17 protein-coding genes are annotated in these 17,874 nt (G+C 61.5%); 9 read left to right on the top strand and 8 right to left on the bottom strand.

The window, feature by feature from the left end:
• Window positions 1-255: 255 nt before the first annotated feature.
• From HX875_RS27415 to HX875_RS27385, 7 genes are all read left to right on the top strand, one after another.
• Window positions 256-3,189 carry a PAS domain-containing hybrid sensor histidine kinase/response regulator gene (locus tag HX875_RS27415; RefSeq protein WP_177047512.1) on the top strand — a complete coding sequence of 978 codons (2,934 nt, stop codon included), beginning with the start codon at window positions 256-258 and terminating at the stop codon, window positions 3,187-3,189.
• A gap of 190 nt (window positions 3,190-3,379) precedes the next feature.
• Window positions 3,380-4,411 carry a phosphate ABC transporter substrate-binding protein PstS gene (gene pstS, locus HX875_RS27410; protein WP_177047468.1) on the top strand — a complete coding sequence of 344 codons (1,032 nt, stop codon included), beginning with the start codon at window positions 3,380-3,382 and terminating at the stop codon, window positions 4,409-4,411.
• 74 nt (window positions 4,412-4,485) lie between these two features.
• Complete coding sequence (gene pstC / locus HX875_RS27405) at window positions 4,486-5,454, top strand: phosphate ABC transporter permease subunit PstC (RefSeq protein ID WP_177047466.1); 969 nt, start codon at window positions 4,486-4,488, stop codon at window positions 5,452-5,454.
• The gene (gene pstA, locus HX875_RS27400; protein WP_177047464.1) at window positions 5,451-6,344 is read left to right on the top strand and encodes a phosphate ABC transporter permease PstA; all 894 of its coding nucleotides are present in this window, start codon (window positions 5,451-5,453) and stop codon (window positions 6,342-6,344) included. Before pstC ends, pstA begins: the two co-directional genes overlap by 4 nt.
• A gap of 76 nt (window positions 6,345-6,420) precedes the next feature.
• Window positions 6,421-7,182 (top strand): phosphate ABC transporter ATP-binding protein PstB, encoded by a 762-nt coding sequence (gene pstB, locus HX875_RS27395; protein ID WP_218171024.1) that lies wholly within the window; start codon window positions 6,421-6,423, stop codon window positions 7,180-7,182.
• Window positions 7,183-7,213: 31 nt separating this feature from the next.
• Window positions 7,214-7,912 (top strand): hypothetical protein, encoded by a 699-nt coding sequence (locus HX875_RS27390; protein ID WP_177047460.1) that lies wholly within the window; start codon window positions 7,214-7,216, stop codon window positions 7,910-7,912.
• Complete coding sequence (locus tag HX875_RS27385; RefSeq protein WP_177047458.1) at window positions 7,912-8,550, top strand: hypothetical protein; 639 nt, start codon at window positions 7,912-7,914, stop codon at window positions 8,548-8,550. Before HX875_RS27390 ends, HX875_RS27385 begins: the two co-directional genes overlap by 1 nt.
• A 136-nt stretch (window positions 8,551-8,686) precedes the next feature.
• Here the strand turns inward: HX875_RS27385 and HX875_RS27380 are convergent, their stop codons facing one another.
• From HX875_RS27380 to HX875_RS27370, 3 genes are all read right to left on the bottom strand, one after another.
• Complete coding sequence (locus HX875_RS27380; protein WP_177047456.1) at window positions 8,687-8,977, bottom strand: type II toxin-antitoxin system RelE/ParE family toxin; 291 nt, start codon at window positions 8,975-8,977, stop codon at window positions 8,687-8,689.
• The gene (locus HX875_RS27375; RefSeq protein WP_177047454.1) at window positions 8,970-9,215 is read right to left on the bottom strand and encodes a type II toxin-antitoxin system ParD family antitoxin; all 246 of its coding nucleotides are present in this window, start codon (window positions 9,213-9,215) and stop codon (window positions 8,970-8,972) included. The genes HX875_RS27380 and HX875_RS27375 overlap by 8 nt, the downstream gene beginning before the upstream one ends.
• 85 nt (window positions 9,216-9,300) lie before the next feature.
• Entirely contained in the window at window positions 9,301-10,131 is an 831-nt protein-coding gene (locus HX875_RS27370) for an EcsC family protein (protein WP_177047452.1), read from the bottom strand.
• A gap of 163 nt (window positions 10,132-10,294) precedes the next feature.
• Here HX875_RS27370 and HX875_RS27365 point away from each other — a divergent pair, with 163 nt between their 5' ends.
• Entirely contained in the window at window positions 10,295-11,422 is a 1,128-nt protein-coding gene (locus tag HX875_RS27365) for an alpha/beta hydrolase (RefSeq protein ID WP_177047449.1), read from the top strand.
• A 103-nt stretch (window positions 11,423-11,525) separates the two neighbouring features.
• Window positions 11,526-12,347 carry a DeoR/GlpR family DNA-binding transcription regulator gene (locus HX875_RS27360; RefSeq protein WP_177047448.1) on the top strand — a complete coding sequence of 274 codons (822 nt, stop codon included), beginning with the start codon at window positions 11,526-11,528 and terminating at the stop codon, window positions 12,345-12,347.
• An 88-nt stretch (window positions 12,348-12,435) separates the two neighbouring features.
• Here the strand turns inward: HX875_RS27360 and otnI are convergent, their stop codons facing one another.
• From otnI to ltnD, 5 genes are all read right to left on the bottom strand, one after another.
• Window positions 12,436-13,218 carry a 2-oxo-tetronate isomerase gene (gene otnI, locus HX875_RS27355; protein WP_177047447.1) on the bottom strand — a complete coding sequence of 261 codons (783 nt, stop codon included), beginning with the start codon at window positions 13,216-13,218 and terminating at the stop codon, window positions 12,436-12,438.
• Between the two features lie 10 nt (window positions 13,219-13,228).
• Window positions 13,229-14,689, bottom strand: coding sequence for a GntT/GntP/DsdX family permease (locus HX875_RS27350; protein WP_177047446.1), 1,461 nt, complete (start codon window positions 14,687-14,689; stop codon window positions 13,229-13,231).
• Window positions 14,690-14,873: 184 nt separating this feature from the next.
• On the bottom strand, window positions 14,874-15,512 hold the full coding sequence (gene otnC, locus HX875_RS27345) for a 3-oxo-tetronate 4-phosphate decarboxylase (RefSeq protein ID WP_177047445.1): 639 nt from the start codon (window positions 15,510-15,512) through the stop codon (window positions 14,874-14,876).
• On the bottom strand, window positions 15,509-16,801 hold the full coding sequence (otnK, locus tag HX875_RS27340) for a 3-oxo-tetronate kinase (protein WP_177047444.1): 1,293 nt from the start codon (window positions 16,799-16,801) through the stop codon (window positions 15,509-15,511). Before otnK ends, otnC begins: the two co-directional genes overlap by 4 nt.
• A 10-nt stretch (window positions 16,802-16,811) precedes the next feature.
• The gene (ltnD, locus tag HX875_RS27335; protein ID WP_256348184.1) at window positions 16,812-17,810 is read right to left on the bottom strand and encodes an L-threonate dehydrogenase; all 999 of its coding nucleotides are present in this window, start codon (window positions 17,808-17,810) and stop codon (window positions 16,812-16,814) included.
• Between the last annotated feature and the right edge of the window lie 64 nt (window positions 17,811-17,874).

Below are 17,874 nucleotides of genomic sequence, written 5' to 3'. Positions count from 1 at the left end.
AGGGAGGGGCAGGCGCCAGGCGGAGTCGCGCTTTTGCAAGCTTCGCAAGAAACTTGCAGCGCTGAGTTCTTGTCACAACGCTGAGCGACGTCACCAGGACGATTGATCATGGGCAATGGGCATTGCTGGGGGTTCAAGCTGCCAATGGCCTTGTGAGTCTATATTCCAAATCTGGCTGTATTCCGTGACGCCTACTGATTCAGGCCTGCCCCCCAAAAAGCCAATAATGAACGAGCGGTGAAAATCTTGAAAAGTATGACCCGCGAGGAGCTTGAGTCAGAGATCAAGCGCTTACGATTGGCTCTCGGTAACGCCGGGATCGAGGCCCCTGACACTCAGGACATGGCGGCTCAACTGAAAGCCAGTCGAGCGGCACTTGCCGGGAGCGAGGCACGCCAGAGGGCGATCTTCGACAGTGCGGTCGATTTCGCGATGGTCGTGATCGACCCGCTCGGGTACATCACCGATTGGAATTCGGGAGCCACTCATGTCATGGGCTGGACCGCCGAAGAGGTGCGCGGTCAGAGCGTTGCGCTGTTCTTCACCCCCGCTGATCGCGCAAGCGGGCAGGTTGAGCGGGAAATGCAAAATGCGCTCCTGGAGGGCCGCGCCTCGGATGAGCGCTGGCACCTTCGCAAGGATGGCCGGCGGTTCTGGGCTTCAGGCGAGTTGCTGCCACTTTATGATGACGCCAGGGCCCACCTTGGTTTCGTGAAAATCCTGCGTGATCGCACCAACGAGCACCTGGCCGGCCGCGCGATTGTCGATGCACAGGAACGCTATCGATTGGCCGTCAAGGCCACCAGCGATGCGGTCTGGGACTGGGACCTGAATACCCACCAGATCATCTGGAACGAAGCACTGCAACAGGCCTACGGATTCCCGCTGGAGACCGTCGATACCACGGCTGAGTGGCGCTTCAGCCAAATTCACCCTCAGGACCGGGATCGTGTAGAGAGCTCGATCCGCACCGCGCTTGAGGGGCATGGCACCACGTGGAGCGCCGAATATCGCTTTTGCTGCCAGGACGGTTCCTACGCCGAGGTGCTTGACCGAGGACACGTGATCCGTAACACCGACGGCCAGGCCGAGCGAATGATCGGCGCGATGCTGGACATGACCCGTTCCCGCAGCGCCGAAACGGCCTTGCGCCGCAGTGAAGAGCGCTTCAGCACGATCCTGGAAACGATCGAGGCGGCGTTCGCTATCGTCAAAGTCAAATTCGATGCCGACGACCGGCCGGTGGACTACTGCTTCGTCGAAGCCAACCCGGCTTTCGAGCGTCAAGCCGGCGTCAACCTGCGGGGCAAATGGGTGACCGAGTTTGCCCCCAATCTGGAGAGCTTTTGGTTCGAGAAATACGGGCACGTTGCCAAGACCGGAGAGCCGGCCAATTTCGAGAGCTACGCCAATACGTTCGAACGATGGTTCGATGTTCGCGCGGTCCGTGTCGGCGACCCAGCCGACCGGCAGATCGCAATCTTCTTCAGCGACGTCACCGAACGGCGAAATGCCCAGGAACGCCTTCTGGCAAGCGAGGCGGTTGCGCGCGAAAACATTGAGCGCGTCCAGCTCGCCCTCGCAGCGGGTGCCATTTTAGGCACGTGGCACTGGGACCTGCCCACCGACTGCTTCACCGTGGACGAAGCCTTCGCCAGGGTTTTTGACCTGGACCCAACGCTGGGCCTTGAAGGCCTCAGCCTCAATCAGATTGTTAGAAACGTGCACCCTGACGACAGAGAGGGACTTTCGGGGGCCTTGAATGAGGCCATTACGCGAGGAGGCGCGTATTCCCACCAATATCGCGTGCGTCGGGCTGACGGGAAGTACTACTGGATTGAAGCGAACGGACGAATTGAATGCGCCGAGGATGGCAGCCCGCTGCGCTTCCCCGGCGTGCTTATCGACGTAGAAGAACGTCGCGCGATGGAGGCCGAGCGAGATCGGGCGACGGCGGCGTTGAGGACGCTCAACGAAACGCTGGAGCAGCGGGTGTTGGCAAGAACGGCCGAACTGATGCAAACCGAAGAGAAATTGCGCCAGTCTCAAAAAATGGAAGCGGTTGGACAACTGACCGGTGGCATCGCGCATGACTTCAACAACCTGCTGGCCGGGATTTCAGGGGCATTGGAGCTGATGGGCACCCGGATAGCCCAAGGCCGCTTGATGGAGGTCGACAAGTACATGACGACTGCACAGGGCGCCGCCAAGCGAGCGGCGGCCCTCACGCATCGCCTTCTGGCCTTCTCCCGGCGACAGACACTCGACCCGCGGCCCACCGATGTGAATGCGCTGATGGAAGGGATGACTGAGCTGATTCAGCGCACGGTGGGCCCCGGCATTGTGGTGGAAACCGTCGAAGCCACGGGGCTTTGGCCCGCGCTTGTGGACGCAAGCCAACTGGAGAACTCGCTGCTGAATCTCTGCATCAATGCACGCGACGCCATGCCCGATGGCGGGCGCATCACCATCGAGACGGCCAATCGGTTGATGGGCGCAGAGGCTGCAAGCGCCCACGACATGCCCGAAGGCGAATACCTTTCTCTGTGTGTCACCGACACCGGCATGGGCATGACACCCGACGTCATCGCAAAGGCATTCGACCCGTTCTTCACCACCAAACCCCTCGGCCAGGGCACAGGCCTCGGGCTTTCGATGATCTATGGATTCGCCAAACAATCCGGCGGTCAGGTCAGAGCCTATTCGCAAGTGGGTCAAGGCACGACGATGTGCATCTACTTGCCACGCTACTTCGGGGAAGCCGGGCAAAACCGCGACGATAAAGAAAAAAGCCTAGCCACGGTCAGCAAAACCGGGGGGACGATCCTGGTGGTGGACGATGAACCCACCGTTCGGCTGCTCCTGACGGAAGTGCTGGGTGAACTGGGCTATACGCTGATAGAGGCGGCCGACAGTATCGCCGGGCTGGAGATATTGCGCTCCAACACACACATCGACTTGCTCATCACCGACGTGGGCTTACCAGGCGGAATGAATGGCCGGCAAATGGCGGATGCGGGCAGGGACGTCCGGCCAAACCTGAAGACGCTGTTCATTACGGGTTATGCGGAAAACGCCGCCATCGGCAACGGCCAGCTAGAAGCAGGGATGCAGGTGCTGACTAAGCCGTTTGCGGTCAAAACCCTGGTTTCCCGTGTCAGTGAACTCATGTCCTTGAGCACTGAATGACCGGCGACGCCCCATGAGTCCAAGGGGCGTGGCTGAGCGTTAGTCGCAACTTGTTACAACTACCAGCACGCGCAAACCCTGTCGCTGAGGCGAAAAACAGGGACAAAAGCACGTCGCCACTCAATTTTCATAAAACTGTAACAACCCTATTGCAGAGTGCGGAGGCCAATTATCACAAGGAGTTTCCTTAATGAAGAGCTTGATGAAGTCCGCTGCACTCGCCGTTTCGGTATCTCTTTGTGCCAGCTCCATGGCTTTTGCTGCCGAAAGCGTTCGCCTGACCGGTTCCGGTGCAAGCTTCCCGGCACCGATCTACCTGACCTGGCTCAAGGATTTCAGCAAGAAGACCCCAGGTGTCACGGTGGATTACCAGTCCAAGGGCAGCGGCGCGGGCGTGCAGGACTTCCTGAATAAAACCGTCGATTTCGCCGCCAGCGACTCGGCCATGAAAGACGAAGACATTGCCAAGGTTGCCGAAGGCGTGCAGTTGCTGCCGATGACCGCGGGTGAAATCGTGCTGGCCTATAACCTGCCAGGCAACCCAAAAGGGTTGAAGTTGCCACGTGATGTTTACTCCAACATCTTCCTGGGCAAGATCACCAAGTGGAACGATCCACAGATCGTCGCCGCCAACCCGGACCTGAAGCTGACCGATACGCCAATCACCGTGGTCGTGCGTGCAGACTCCAGCGGTACCACCGCGGTATTCACCAAGCACCTGGCGGCGATCAACCCGACGTTCCAGAAGGAACTGGGTGAAGGCAACACCGTTAACTGGCCAGCCAGTGACAAATTCATCAAATCGCCTAAAAACGACGGTGTGACCGCCACCGTACGCCAGACCCCTGGCGCCATCGGCTACATCGAATACGGCTTCGCCAAGCTGGCCAAGGTTGACTTCGCCCAGTTGCAGAACAAGGCCGGCCATTATGTTGTACCGAACGCCGAAAGCGGTGCCGAGGCACTGGCAGCGGTGAAGATGCCGGAAAGCCTGGTGGCCTGGCTGCCGGACCCGGATGGCGCCAAATCCTACCCGATCACGTCCTACACCTGGATGATCTTCCGCAAGGACAACGGCAACCCGGCCAAGGCCAAGGCCATGCGTGAAATGGTCGAATACAGCCTGACCGAGGGGCAGAAAATCGCCGACTCGATGGGTTACATCCCTCTGCCGCAATCGGTTGTCGATCAGGTTCGCAAAGCGTCCGCCAACATCCAGTAATGCGCGTGAGGCCTCTCCCGGTGTGTGCTGTCAGCCACGCCGGGAGAGTTTCCCCCCTGGTCCGGAATTAGCCAATGAACAAACCCTTCGTCGTACCGGTTAACCCGGATTCTGCCTGCCAACCCCCCTCCGCAAAGGATTTCCTGGTTGACCGCACCTTCCGTGCGCTTGCCCGAATCGGGGTGGTACTGATTCTGGCATTGGTCGCCGCCTTGGTATTCGAGGTGGGACGCAAGGCCCTTCCCGGCATGGAGAAGCACGGTTTTGACGTGCTGTTCGGCAGTGTCTGGGACGTTAACCAAGGCAAGTACGGCATTCTGCCGGCCATTTGGGGCACGCTCTACAGCGCCCTGATCGCGCTGCTGATTGCAGGCTTTTTCGGCGTCAGCATGGCGATTTTCCTGACCCAGGATTTTCTGCCGGCAAAGCTGGCAGCCGTGTTTCGCACCATTGTCGAATTGCTCGCAGCCATCCCCAGCGTCGTCTACGGCCTGTGGGGTATCTACGTCGTGATTCCGGCGATTCGTCCATTGACGGCTTGGCTGAACAGCGAGCTGGGCTGGATACCTTTTTTCGGCACGTCCTTGAGCGGGCCTGGGTTGCTCCCAGCCGCGCTGGTACTGGCCATCATGATTCTGCCGACCATTGCCGCGGTTTCCCAGGACGCCCTCACCAGCGTCCCGATGAAAACCAAGCAGGCCGCCTACGGCATGGGGACCACCCACTGGGAAGCCATTCTCAAAGTGATGGTGCCATCCGCCGCCACCGGTATTTTCGGCTCCCTGGTCCTTGGCCTCGGCCGCGCACTGGGTGAAACCATGGCCCTGGCCATGTTGGTGGGCAACGCCAACAACATTTCGCTTTCCCTGTTTGCGCCGGCCAACACGCTGGCCGCCTTGTTGGCGCTGAACTTCCCCGAAGCCGGGCCCAACGAGATCGAGGTGTTGATGTACGCAGCCCTGGTGCTGATGTTCATCACGCTGCTGGTCAACGTCATCGGTTCGATGATCATGCTCTACGCCCAGCGGGGTACCAAACAATGACAGACCTCACGTCCCCAATCAGCGCTGTGCCCAGCCTGCAGCGCAAATTTGAAGGTCGCGCCCTGCGCAGCCTGGTGCTGACCACGCTGGTCTGGCTTGGCGCACTGGTGGCCAGCGTGCCGCTGATCTCCGTGCTCTACATGCTGATCACCCGTGGCGGCGCACGCCTGAGCCTGGAAGTGTTCACCGAACTGCCGCCGACCGGCTTCGAGACCGGCGGCGGTTTCGGCAACGCCATGGCCGGTACCTTTGTGATGGTCGGCATCGCCGCTGCCATCGCGGTGCCGGTGGGCATCATGGCCGCCGTCTTCCTGGCTGAACTGGGGCCGGACAGCAAACTGGCGAACGCCTCGCGCTTTGCCGCCAAAATGCTCACCGGCCTGCCTTCGATCCTGGCCGGGGTATTTGCCTACGCCCTGGTGGTGATGACCACCGGTACCTACTCCGCTCCGGCGGGTGGCGTGGCACTGGCGGTACTGATGCTGCCCATCGTGGTGCTGACCGCCGAAGAGTCGATGCGCATGGTGCCCAAGATCATGAAGGACGCCGCCTACGGCATGGGCTGCACCCGCTCCCAGGTCATCTGGAAAATCATCTTGCCAACCGGCATGCCGGCGATCCTCACGGGCGTCATGCTCGCCGTGGCACGTGCTGCCGGTGAAACCGCGCCGTTGCTGTTTACCGCGCTGTTCAGCAACTACTGGATCTTCCACGACGGCAGCCTGGAGGTGATGAATCCCACGGCATCCCTGGCCGTGCTGATTTACAACTTCTCCGGCATGCCTTTCGACAACCAGCTCGAGCTCGCCTGGGCGGCCTCGCTGGTATTGGTGATGATCGTGCTGGTCGTGAATATTGTCAGCCGGATTTTCGGCAAGCCCAAGTATTGAGAACGGGAGCACCTGAATTTTGAACGTATCAACTGCGCAAATAGCCGCTCCGTTTGTCACCCAGGAGCCTGTGGTCATGGACTGCAAGCTCGACAAGATTTTCTACGGCAACTTCATGGCGGTACGTGACAGCCATGTGCCGATCGAGAAAAACAAGATCACCGGCTTCATCGGTCCTTCCGGCTGCGGTAAAAGTACCGTGCTGCGCAGCCTGAACCGCATGAACGACCTGGTGAAGGGCTTTCGTTTCGAAGGCCACGTGCATTTCCTCGGCCAGGACGTGTATGGCAAGGGTGTCGACCCGGTGGTCGTACGCCGCTACATCGGCATGGTGTTCCAGCAGCCCAACCCGTTTTCCATGAGCATCTTCGACAACGTCGCCTTCGGCCTGCGGCTGAACCGCTACAAAGGCGACCTGGGCGACCGCGTCAAGCACGCCCTGCAAGGTGCTGCGCTGTGGGACGAGGTCAAGGACAAGCTCAAGGTCAGCGGCCTGTCCCTCTCCGGTGGCCAGCAGCAACGGCTGTGTATTGCCCGTGCCATCGCTACCGAGCCCGAAGTACTCCTGCTGGATGAGCCGTGTTCGGCACTCGACCCGATCGCCACCCGCCGGGTTGAAGAGTTGATGGTCGAGTTGAAGAAGGACTACACCATCGCCCTGGTGACCCACAACATGCAGCAGGCCATCCGTGTGGCGGATACCACCGCGTTTTTCTCGGTGGACATCTCCCAGGGCACGCGCACCGGGTACCTGGTTGAAATGGGCCCGACTGCCCAGATCTTCGGCAGCCCGCGTGAACAAATGACCGAGGATTACATCAGCGGCAAGTTCAGCTGACCGGCCCCTTTACCGTTTCCCAGGATTGCCAATGCCCGCTCCACGTCGCCTTGATCTACCTGCCATTGAACGCGCACTGCGTGAGGTACAGCGCCGCTTTGCCGAGCTCAGCCAGCACTTTACCGAGCAGCGCGACCCGTTGACCGACGAAGTGCTGCTCAATGTGCTTGAGGGCTACGCGCTGATTGACGATTATGTCGCTCGGGGTGTCGACCTGTTTGACCTTCAGCACCTGGACCTGATGCTGGAAATCAATGCCACCGTGCTCTGCGGCAAGGACCCGGCACGTCGCCAGGAGTACAGTCACCACCTGGCGGCCACCGAGCAGCACTTCTTCAACAACGTTGAAGGCGGTATCAAGGACTTGTACAACTGGTACTGCGCGTATCGCAGCGAATCAGTCTGGAAGCGCGCAGCCGGTGTCTATGTGCGAATCCTCAGCAAGCCGCAATTGTTCATCGAAGGCAACAACCGCAGCGGCTCGCTGATCGTCAGCTACTTGCTGATGCGCGCAGGTTTGCCGCCGTTCGTGCTGACACTTGAAAATGCCGAGGGCTACTTCAATCCCTCCTCGGTGATACGCAACTCTGCCAAGCATGGAGTCAAGGCGTTGTACGAATTGCCCAAGATCAAGAAAAAATACGCCGCCTTCCTGGAGGAACAGGCACCTGATCCACAGGCGTTTTTCTTGAGCGACACACCGCAGCCTATCTATCAGGGAGGCCATTAATGAGCGGGTATCCAACGCTTGCCAGCAAATGCCGGACCTCCGGCAGGCGAGTCTTGCAAGCCGTGCGGCATGCCATGCCCACGGGTGTGCTCAAGCGCCCGCGCGTGCGTATCTCGTTTGATATCGATGACACGCTGGCCTGCCAACTCCATCATTCTGCCGTCGAGGCAAGCTGGCTACCCAATTGCGTTCATCGCTGGTGGGGCGAGCCGCTGCGTAGCGGCACCCGTTCCCTGACGCGGGAGCTGCGCCGCCAGGGGTGCAGCATCTGGGTCTACACGTCGTCTGGCCGGGCGCCTTCCTACATCAGGCGTTGGTTGATGCTGTACGGCATCCGTGTCGACGGGGTGGTGAACAGCGTGCTGCACACCCGCGCCCTGACGGTGCGCGGGCTGTCGAACACACCTTCGAAATTTCCGCCGGCCTTTGATATCGACCTGCACGTGGATGACTCCGAGGGCGTGCGGGCCGAGGGGCATGATCACGGCTTTCGCGTGGTCGTGGTTAATCCGCAGGATGAGAACTGGGCCCAGGCTGTTCTGGATGCGGTTGCAGGGGTGCAGGCGCAGCTTGTGAGGCAGCAGGCGCCCAGATGCAAGAAGTCTGTGCGGCCGCGGGGTGAGGTTTTTTCGTCCTGAAGATCGGAGCGAGGTCCTGCCGTTCATTTTTGGGGTAGATCATCAGCAGCACGATCTGCGACATCGAGACGAAGTGGTAGTCGCTGGGGAAGGCCTGATGCTCAGGCCCTGGCTCTGCAACAGCCGATAGGTAGGGTCATAGTTTGCGTGGCGCGTCCATTCGGTCATGCAAAATACGGATAATCGATACCCCATACGTGGTGATCCGAAAGTAAATCATATGCTGCTCAATGCTGCGTCTTCGGTAGCCAAGCCGTATATGGTCACAGGCCGGGGCCGTTTTAGGGTGTTGTGCCAGATCAGAAAACGTTGTCGTCAAGATATCGATGTAGCGATTTGCCTGGTCCACATCCCACTGCCGAGCGGTGTAAACCCAAATGCCTTCAAGGTCACGCTCGGCAGCGGGTGTAAGACGGTATTCAGCCATGGGCATTCAACATCCTCTGTTTGAACGCTGCGGGGTCAAATGCACGTGGTTTGCCACTGGCCTCGCCTTCAAGTAACGCGGCACGAATGGCGTCTACTTCCGCACTGCGCTCCTGTTCGCGACGAATCAAATCGCGGATGTACTCGCTGTCATTGGTGTAATGACCCGCTTCGATCTGCGCCTTTATCCAGCCATCTTGCTGGTCGGTCACGGTGATGGTTTTTCGAACAGTAGCCATGAGTAGCTCCCAAGATATAAGCAGTGGTGAAAACTTATCATACTATTGGTGCGATATTGCGCGCTTGAGACGGTCGGTCAAAGTTTCATGGCGTCGCCTTGATCGCCATGTACTCACTCTTGACCGCCTCAAACCCATACTTCTCCTCAAGCCGTTTGACGATGAAATGCCCCCGCGCCATGTCCTGATAGAAATGCGTAAACAGCGCATTGATCGTCGCCCCGGTAAACGCGCCCATCACCGGCACGGCCTGCGCCGCGAACTTGCTGGAAATGGTAAAGCCAAAGCGTGTCGCGACCTTGTCGATCAGGATCGCCAGCCATTTCCCGGCTTGCCCCGGGGACAGGCTGCCGATGGCCTTGGAACCCTGCTTGGCGGCGATTCCCGCCAGCTCCTTCGACAGCTGTTGCATGGTCTGGGTGGTGAAGCTGCGGGTGATGTAGTAACCGGTCTCTGTGGCGTCGTCGGCCTGGCTGTTGCCGCCCATGGCAAACACTTCGATGCACGCCTGCTTGGTGGCAAAGTCTGCCAGGTCAAAACCTTCGCTGCGCGCGACGTCGGCGACCGAGCGCATCATGATGGTGGTGGAGATTGGCAGCTCGATAAACAGCGCCGCAATACCGAAGGCTCCGCCGATGGCGCCCGAGGTTGCCGCGTAAAACTTGTGCAACCGGGTCGAGGCGGTTTTTTTCGGATTGTTCTCCAGGCTCCACAACGCCGCGTCAGCGGATGAATGCAGGGCCGCCGCCACTGCGCCATTGATCCGTTTTGAAACCACTCCCGGCAAGGCCTTTACCGCGCTTTCGATGGGGGAGCCGATCATGCCGGACAGCCTGGCCGTCAGGGAGGGGGATTCCAGCAAGCCGACGGCCCGCTTGAGATCCTGGTAGTCCTCGGGGTTGTCTCTGATGCTCACAGGCGTCTCCTTGAAAATTTTCCGACGTTCATAAAACAAAGACCTGCGAGGAAGGCCATCGTGCCGTCACGCTTTACCCATTCTTTACCCGCGCTTGCGATTCGTTAACCCGCGGGTCGGTTAGGCTGCCACTCATCTTGAACTGAACGGCGGTGTGAATCGAATGAACCTTCAACCTCGGTACTGGCTGGCGGTGGGCGCCCTGGTGGGCAGCCTGGGATTGATCGCGGGGTGTGCGGGCGATCCGCCCAACCCGCGAGCCGCTTTCAGCGAGCGGGTCGATAAAGAGTTGAGCACCGCTTATCAACCCGCCCACCACGAAACGGCCGGCTGGGGCGCGACCTGGCAAGTCGATCAGCAATCGGTGAATGTGGCGTGGCTGGCGCCGGTGACCCAGGAGCGTGTGCCACTGATCATTTATTTGCCTGGCCTGGGGGAGTCGGCCTCGGGCGGCGTGGCGTGGCGCAAGGCTTGGGCACAGGCCGGTTATGCGGTGCTGTCGGTTCAGGAACACGCCCACGATCAGTCGGTGTTTGCCTCGCAGCAGGCGACGTATGGCGACTTTCGCGGAATGGCGAGCCCCCATTATTCCGCCGCCGCTTTACGCGAAAGGCTGTCCACCTTGCAGAAGGTCCTGACCGAAGTTCGGGCAAGGGCCGCCAAGGGTGATGCACAGTTGGCAGCCATCGACTGGAACCAGGTGGTGGTCGCCGGCTTCGACTTTGGCGCACAGACCGCCGAGGCGCTCGCCGGGGCGCTGGAGCCTGGCGCTACGTCGGGCGTCGCGATCCAGCCCAAGGCGGTGGTGTTGCTCAGCCCTTACGTGGACGCCGACGCCCGTCCAGACATGTACGCCCGAATATCGGCCCCGGTGCTGTCGATGACCGGCCAGCAGGATGAAGACCCGTTCAACTGGGTCAGTTCCTATCGCCAGCGGGAAGTCCTGGGTGACTCGGTGACGGTGGCCGGCAGTGTCCGGTTGGACCTGAACAGCGCGACTCACAAGACCTTGGCGGGCAGCGAGTTATTCAGCCGACCGGCAAAGCAGCCCGAAAAGGGCAGTGATGCGTCCGGCGATGCGCCCAAAGGTCGAGGCCACAAGCATGGCCCCAAACTTGGCGGCAACAGTTCGATGGCGGGCGAGCCTGCCCCCGATCCCAAGCAGGTCGCAGCGATCCAGGCCATTGGTGTGGCGTTCCTGGACAGCCGCGTCAAACACAATCCCGCGGCCACTGAGTGGCTGCAGAAAAGCGCACCCGCCTGGCTGGGCGAGGCAGGGCGGTTGAAGTAGTTGCGTGGGGCGACTGTTTTTTTGCCAGGCTCGCGCGGGTCACGGTGGATTCGCTACTATGTGGTTCACCCGAACCCACCCGCCGTACTCGTTGGAGCCTTGAATGCCAAGCCAGAAGGACATCACCGCCGAGAGCGGCGCACCGATGATTCCTGATCAGCGCCGTGAGCTGATATTGCGTCAGTTGCGCAAGCATCAAGTGCTGAGTGTTCATCAGTTGATGGAGATGTTCGACTGCTCCCACATGACCGTGCGGCGCGATATCGCGTTGCTGGAGCAGGAAGGCCGGGCGTATTCGGTCACCGGTGGGGTGCGCATTGCGAGCCAGCTTCACAGCGAGCCGAGCCATCAACTCAAGGCGGTGGTTGAGTTGCCGCAGAAGCAGGCCATGGCCAGGCTTGCCGCGCGCTTGCTGCGGGCGGACATGACGGTTTACCTGGACGCAGGCACCAGCACGCTGGAGATCGTTCCCTACATCAAGGCACTCGCCGGCATGACCGTGGTGACCAACGACTTCGGGGTGGTGCAGGCGTTGATGGATGCCCCGCAGGTGACGGTGATTCACACGGGCGGGCAGTTGGATCACTCCAACCATTCGTGTGTCGGCGGGCTCGCGGTGGCCACCCTGCGCCAGGTGGTCACCGACATCGCCTTCATCTCCACCAGTTCCTGGGACCTTCTGCGCGGCATCACCACGCCTTCGGCGTTGAAAGTGGAGGTCAAGCAAGTCGCCATGCAGTCGGCGTCGCAAGCGGTACTGGTGGCCAGCAGTTCCAAGTACGGCACCTTCAGCATGTACAAGATCGCCGGGTTGGAGCAGTTCGATATCGTCATCAGTGACGCCGCGTTGGCTCCCGCCGCCGCAGACGGCATCCGCAAGCAAGGGGTCGAACTGATGTTGCCGTCCGACCACGAACCGGCCTAGCGCGCTTTTTCGGTCTGCTGCATGAACTGCCCCAACTCTTTCGCATAGAACGTCGCCATGCCCGTGGTGCCATGCCCACGGGTTTGGCTTAACGCGCCTTCCAGTCCCGCAACCATTGCAGGCCAGCCGAGGTGTCGCCCCGCGGTCGGTATTCGCAGCCTATCCAGCCGTCATACCCCAGTTCATCGATCAGCGCGAACAGGTATGGGTAATTCAGCTCACCGAGGTCTGGCTCATGCCGGTCAGGCACGCCGGCAATCTGGATATGGCCAATGCCGCCCATGTCGCGCCGCAGCTTGACGGCCAGGTCGCCCTCGACGATCTGGCAGTGATAGCAGTCGAACTGCACTTTCAGGTTGCTGGCGCCGACCTCCTTGCAGATGGCCTGGGCCTGATCCTGGCGGTTGAGGAAAAACCCCGGCATGTCCCGGGTGTTGATCGGCTCCAGCAGCACCGTGACGCCGGCCTGCTGCGCCTGGGCGGCAGCGTAGGCGAGGTTTTCCAGGTACACGCCGTGGTGACGCGCACGCTCATTTTCCGACGGCAGCAAACCAGCCATCACGTGGATGCGGGTGTTGCCCAGCACGGCGGCGTATTCCAGCGCCCGGTCGAAACCGGCGCGAAATTCGTCCTCGCGGCCCGGCAAGGTCGCGATGCCACGCTCGCCTGCGGCCCAATCACCGGGCGGCGCGTTGAACAGGGCTTGCACCAGGCCGTTATCGGTCAGGCGTTGTTGGAGATCCTGTGGGCTGTACTCATAGGGAAAGAGGTACTCCACTGCTTCGAACCCATCGGCGGCGGCCGCGGCGAAGCGTTCCAGAAACGGGTGTTCGGGGTAGAGCATGCTCAGGTTGGCAGCAAAGCGAGGCATGTGAACTCCTTCAGACAAAAGGCCAGATCAACAGAGTGATCAGGAAACCCAGGGTGCCCAGGAGGGTGGTGATCACCGTCCAGGTGCGCAGGCCGTCAGCCACGTTGAGCCCGGCCAGTTTAGTGAAAATCCAGTAGCCGGCGTCGTTGATGTGCGACATCGCCAGCCCGCCACCGCCCATGGCCAGGCACAGCAGCGCCATATGGTTGGGCGTCAGGTTGAGCGTGGCAATCAGCGGGCTGATGATACCCGCAGTCGTCACCAGTGCCACGGTGGTCGAGCCCTGCACCGCACGCAGCAGCATGGTCAGCAAGAAGCCCAGCGCCAGTACCGGCAACCCGGTGGTGCGCAGCAGGTCGGAGACCACTGCACCGATCCCGGTGTCCACCAGCACCTTGCCGAACACACCGCCGGCGCCGGCAATCAGGATCACCATGGCCACGCCAGGCAATGCCGAGCCGATCACGTCGGACACCTGGGTACGGCTCCAGCCGCGACGGGAGCCGAGCAGCCAGGCACACAGCAAAGTGTCGAGCAGCAGCGCCACCAATGGTGCGCCGAGCACGGTCATGATCGCCCGCAGGGTCGATTCGATGGGCAGCAGCGACGTCGCCAGAGTGCCCAGCAGGATCAGAATGATGGGCAACAGGATCAGGCTGACGATCAGCCCGAAACCCGGCGCCGGGGCGGGTGGCAGCTTGGCAACGATGCTGCTGGTGGATTCCTCTAGCCCCATGTGTGCCACGGCGGCAGTGCTGCTTTCAACGTTTTGGGCGTTGCCGTCATGCCAGGCGCGCAGGTCATCGTTGGTCACGTGCGGCCCGTAGACTTCCGCACGGATATCATCCGACATCGGGTAGAAACGCCGCGTCATGTATCCCGCCACGCGGTAGCCGACGTAGCACAGGAATGCCGTGAGCGGCAGCCCGAACATCAGCACCCGGCCCAGGTCGGCGCCCAGTTGGCTGGCGGCTGCCACGGCACCCGGATGCGGCGGCAGGAACGCATGCACCGTGAGCAATGCCGCGCACATCGGCAAGGCAAACATCAGCAGCGGCTTGCGTGCCCGGCGGGCAACGCCATACGCCAGCGGCATCAGGATGATCACCCCCACTTCGAAGAACACCGGCACACCGATGATGAAGCCGGCCATGGTCAGCGCCAGGGGCGTGCGCCGGTTGCCGAAGCGTTCGATCAGGGTTTTCGCCAGCGCCTCGGCGCCGCCGGACAGTTCGATGATGCGACCGATCATGGCGCCCAGGGCGATGATGATTGCGATGTGGCCGAGGGTCTTGCCCATTCCGCCTTCGATGGTGGCGACCAGGTCAGCCGGTTTCACCCCGGCCACCAGCGCCACCAGGATGCTCACCAGCATCAGCGCCACAAACGGCTGGAACTTGTACTTGAGGACCAGGAACAGCAGAAGGGCGATCCCGAGACCGGCGGTTGCCATCAGAATAAGCGGGCTCATAGCACCCACCCGCCACGTTGAACGTGTGAAGGGTGAGTGCCACGGTAAGCGTCAACACTGCAGTAGGGCTGGGTCATGCTGGAATGTCCTGTTGTTTTTATTGTTCAGGCACGTTGTCGCGACAGCTTGGCTGCCTCTCGTCGCGAAGGCGTGCATCAAGGGGGTTGCGGGTAAATCCCGGGGCCTACCACTGGGCGCCGAACGTCTCCCGCAGTTCGTCCAGGGCGGCCTGGTCCAGTGGCGCCGGGCGCGGGTTGCTCATCAGCCAAAGCCGTGCGGTTTCTTCGAGTTCTTCGAGGGCATAGCTGGCCCTGGACACGGAGCTTTCCCAGACCACCGGCCCCAGGCGCTCGAGCATCACGCCACGCACGCGGTTGGCGAGCTGCGCCACCTGTTCGGCGACATTGGGTGCGCCAGGGCGTTGATAGTTGATCAGCGGGATATGACCGACCTTCATCACTTGATACGGCGTCAGCGGCGGCAGGATGTCGTCCTGGCTCCACACGCCGGCAAGCGTCAGTGCCACCAGGTGGGTGGAGTGGGTATGCACCACGCCACCGACCCCGGGGTTGCGATCGTAGACCTGGCGATGCAGGGCCAGGGTCTTCGAGGGCTTGTCACCCGAGACCCATTTGCCCGTCAGATCGACCTTGGCGATCGCCGCCGGGTCCAGGCGCCCAAGGCAGGCGTCGGTGGGGGTGATCAGCCAGCCGTCATCGAGCCGGGCGCTGATATTGCCGGCGCTGCCCACGGTAAACCCGCGCTGGTAGAGGCTGTGCCCGACCGTACAAATCTCCTCGCGCAGAGCGTTTTCGCGACTCATTGCGCACCTCCGGCCAGTTGCTTCAGGGCCTTGTCGAAAAAGTCCCGGCCGCCGAAGTTGCCGGACTTGAGGGCCAGCGCCAGCGGCTCGGCGCTGTTGCTGACGGTGGCCGGTACGCCGGGGTCGATCTGTGCGCCAATCTGCAACAGGTGTACGCCGAGGGCTTTCACCACGGCACCGGAGGTTTCACCGCCGGCCACCACAAAGCGCCGCACGCCGCTGTCGCGAAGGGCGTGGGCGATGGCGCCCAGGGCGTTCTCTACCAGCTCACCGGCCCGCTCGACGCCCAGTTGTTGCTGGACGGCCTTGACCTCGTCCGGGGTGCTGGTGGCGTAGATCAATACGGTGTGTGGTTGGTTGCGCGCAAAGGCCACGGCGTTTGCCACCACCGGCTCTGCGGCCGCCAGGGCCAGCGGGTCGATGCGCAGCGCCGGACGCCCGGCCTCGATCCAGGCGGCAACCTGGCCGTTGGTGGCGATCGACGCACTGCCAGCCAGCACCACTTCGCCGCCTTTCACGGTTGGCAGCGAGGCCGGATCGAAGTCGCGCAGCTTGCCGGCACGGCGGAAGTTTTCCGGAAGCCCCAGGGCTAGGCCCGAGCCGCCGGTCAACAGGGGCAAGTCGGCGCAGGCAGCGCCGAGGGTATAAAGGTCCTGGTCGGACAGGGCATCGGCAACCGCCATGCCGACACCCTGGGCGCGCAGCTCGGCGATCTTCTCGCGAACCTGCGACACGCCCTGGGCGATGCTGTCGTAGCGCAGCAGGCCGACCTTGTGTGAGGTTTGCGATTGCAGCACGCGCACCAGGTTGGCATCGGTCATGGGGGTGAGCGGATGGTGCTGCATGCCCGACTCGTTGAGTAACTGGTCTTGCACGAACAGATGGCCGCGGAAAATCGTCCGACCGTTTTCCGGAAACGCCGGGCAGGCGAGGGTGAAGTCACTGCCCAACGCCTTGAGCAGCGCTTCGCTGACCTGGCCGATATTGCCGGCGGGCGTCGAATCGAACGTGGAGCAGTACTTGAAGAAAATCTGCTCGCAACCCTGTGCGCGCAGCCATTCCAGGGCCGCCAAGGAGTCGGCGACGGCCTCGGCAACCGGCAGGGTGCGGGATTTCAGGGCAATGACGATGGCATCGGCGTCCAGCCCGGCCGCGACTTCGTCGCTCGGGATGCCAATGCTCTGCACGGTGCGCATTCCGCCGCGCACCAGCATGTTGGCGAGGTCGGTGGCCCCGGTGAAATCGTCGGCGATGCAGCCCAGCAAGGGGCGTGCGGCAGGTCGGTTCATGGAGCGGTCCTTATACGGAGTCAGGCTTGGCGGTCGGCAGTTCGATGCCCGGGAAAATCTTGATCACCGCCGAATCGTCTTCACGCCCGAACCCCGCGCTGGAGGCCTGCATGAACATCTGGTGTGCGGTGGCCGACAGCGGCAGCGGGAACTTGCTGGCCCGTGCGGTATCCAGCACCAGGCCCAGGTCCTTGACGAAAATATCCACGGCGGACAACGGCGTGTAATCGGCCTTGAGAATGTGCGGCACGCGGTTCTCGAACATCCAGGAGTTGCCGGCGCTGTGGGTGATCACTTCATACAAGGCATCGGCGTCGACCCCTTCGCGCAGCCCCAGCGCCATCGCTTCGGCGGAGGCGGCAATGTGCACGCCCGCCAGCAACTGGTTGATGATCTTGACCTTGGAGCCCAGGCCATGCACGTCGCCCAGGCGATAGACCTTGCCGGCCATGCCCGCGAGAACGTGGTCAGCCTTGGCATAGGCCTGGGCCGGGCCGGAAGTCATCATGGTCATTTCGCCGGCGGCGGCCTTGGCGGCCCCCCCGGAGATAGGGGCGTCGAGGTACAGCAACCCGGCGTCGGCCAGGCGCTTGCCCAGCTCCACGGCGTAGGTCGGTGCCACCGTGGCGCAGCCAATCACCAGGCTTCCCGGGCGCAATGCAGCGGCCGCTGAGTGCTCGCCAAACAACACGGTCTCGGTCTGTTCGGCATTCACCACCACGGTGATGATCACATCGCATTCACCTGCCATATGGGCCGGTGAACTGCAGGCCACGCCGCCTTCGCTGGCGAACTGTTGGGTGACGGCTTCGCGCACGTCACAGGCATGCACATTGAAGCCGTTGCGCAGCAACGAGCGGGCGATGCCCAGGCCCATCGCGCCAAGTCCGATAACGCCTACGTTTTTATTATTCATGGGGGTTCCTGTTCTGTGGTCAGGGTGTGTTGCGTGTACGGCTGATAATCCACCAGTGATCAGATTATGTGAAGTTATTTTTTCAAATAACATATTTTAACATCGGTGCTTCAGTCGTTAAATTGACGTCAAATGAAAATTCAGCGAGCTGCGTTCA

It is taken from the genome of Pseudomonas yamanorum (assembly GCF_013386765.1).
GTDB lineage: Bacteria > Pseudomonadota > Gammaproteobacteria > Pseudomonadales > Pseudomonadaceae > Aquipseudomonas > Aquipseudomonas yamanorum_A.
The sequence above is the reverse complement of the archived record's forward strand: the minus strand, read 5'-3'. Positions and strand labels throughout refer to the sequence as shown.

Excerpts from the sequence above, each read along its gene's own strand:
- HX875_RS27380 (WP_177047456.1), bottom strand. The coding sequence starts at position 8,977 with ATGGCTGAATACCGTCTTACACCCGCTGCCGAGCGTGACCTTGAAGGC.
- HX875_RS27375 (WP_177047454.1), bottom strand. The coding sequence starts at position 9,215 with ATGGCTACTGTTCGAAAAACCATCACCGTGACCGACCAGCAAGATGGC.
- HX875_RS27365 (WP_177047449.1), top strand. The coding sequence starts at position 10,295 with ATGAACCTTCAACCTCGGTACTGGCTGGCGGTGGGCGCCCTGGTGGGC.
- pstS (WP_177047468.1), top strand. The coding sequence starts at position 3,380 with ATGAAGAGCTTGATGAAGTCCGCTGCACTCGCCGTTTCGGTATCTCTT.
- otnI (WP_177047447.1), bottom strand. The coding sequence starts at position 13,218 with ATGCCTCGCTTTGCTGCCAACCTGAGCATGCTCTACCCCGAACACCCG.
- otnK (WP_177047444.1), bottom strand. The coding sequence starts at position 16,801 with ATGAACCGACCTGCCGCACGCCCCTTGCTGGGCTGCATCGCCGACGAT.
- pstA (WP_177047464.1), top strand. The coding sequence starts at position 5,451 with ATGACAGACCTCACGTCCCCAATCAGCGCTGTGCCCAGCCTGCAGCGC.
- HX875_RS27390 (WP_177047460.1), top strand. The coding sequence starts at position 7,214 with ATGCCCGCTCCACGTCGCCTTGATCTACCTGCCATTGAACGCGCACTG.
- HX875_RS27350 (WP_177047446.1), bottom strand. The coding sequence starts at position 14,689 with ATGAGCCCGCTTATTCTGATGGCAACCGCCGGTCTCGGGATCGCCCTT.
- HX875_RS27415 (WP_177047512.1), top strand. The coding sequence starts at position 256 with ATGACCCGCGAGGAGCTTGAGTCAGAGATCAAGCGCTTACGATTGGCT.
- pstB (WP_218171024.1), top strand. The coding sequence starts at position 6,421 with ATGGACTGCAAGCTCGACAAGATTTTCTACGGCAACTTCATGGCGGTA.
- ltnD (WP_256348184.1), bottom strand. The coding sequence starts at position 17,810 with ATGTTATTTGAAAAAATAACTTCACATAATCTGATCACTGGTGGATTA.
- HX875_RS27385 (WP_177047458.1), top strand. The coding sequence starts at position 7,912 with ATGAGCGGGTATCCAACGCTTGCCAGCAAATGCCGGACCTCCGGCAGG.
- pstC (WP_177047466.1), top strand. The coding sequence starts at position 4,486 with ATGAACAAACCCTTCGTCGTACCGGTTAACCCGGATTCTGCCTGCCAA.
- otnC (WP_177047445.1), bottom strand. The coding sequence starts at position 15,512 with ATGAGTCGCGAAAACGCTCTGCGCGAGGAGATTTGTACGGTCGGGCAC.
- HX875_RS27360 (WP_177047448.1), top strand. The coding sequence starts at position 11,526 with ATGCCAAGCCAGAAGGACATCACCGCCGAGAGCGGCGCACCGATGATT.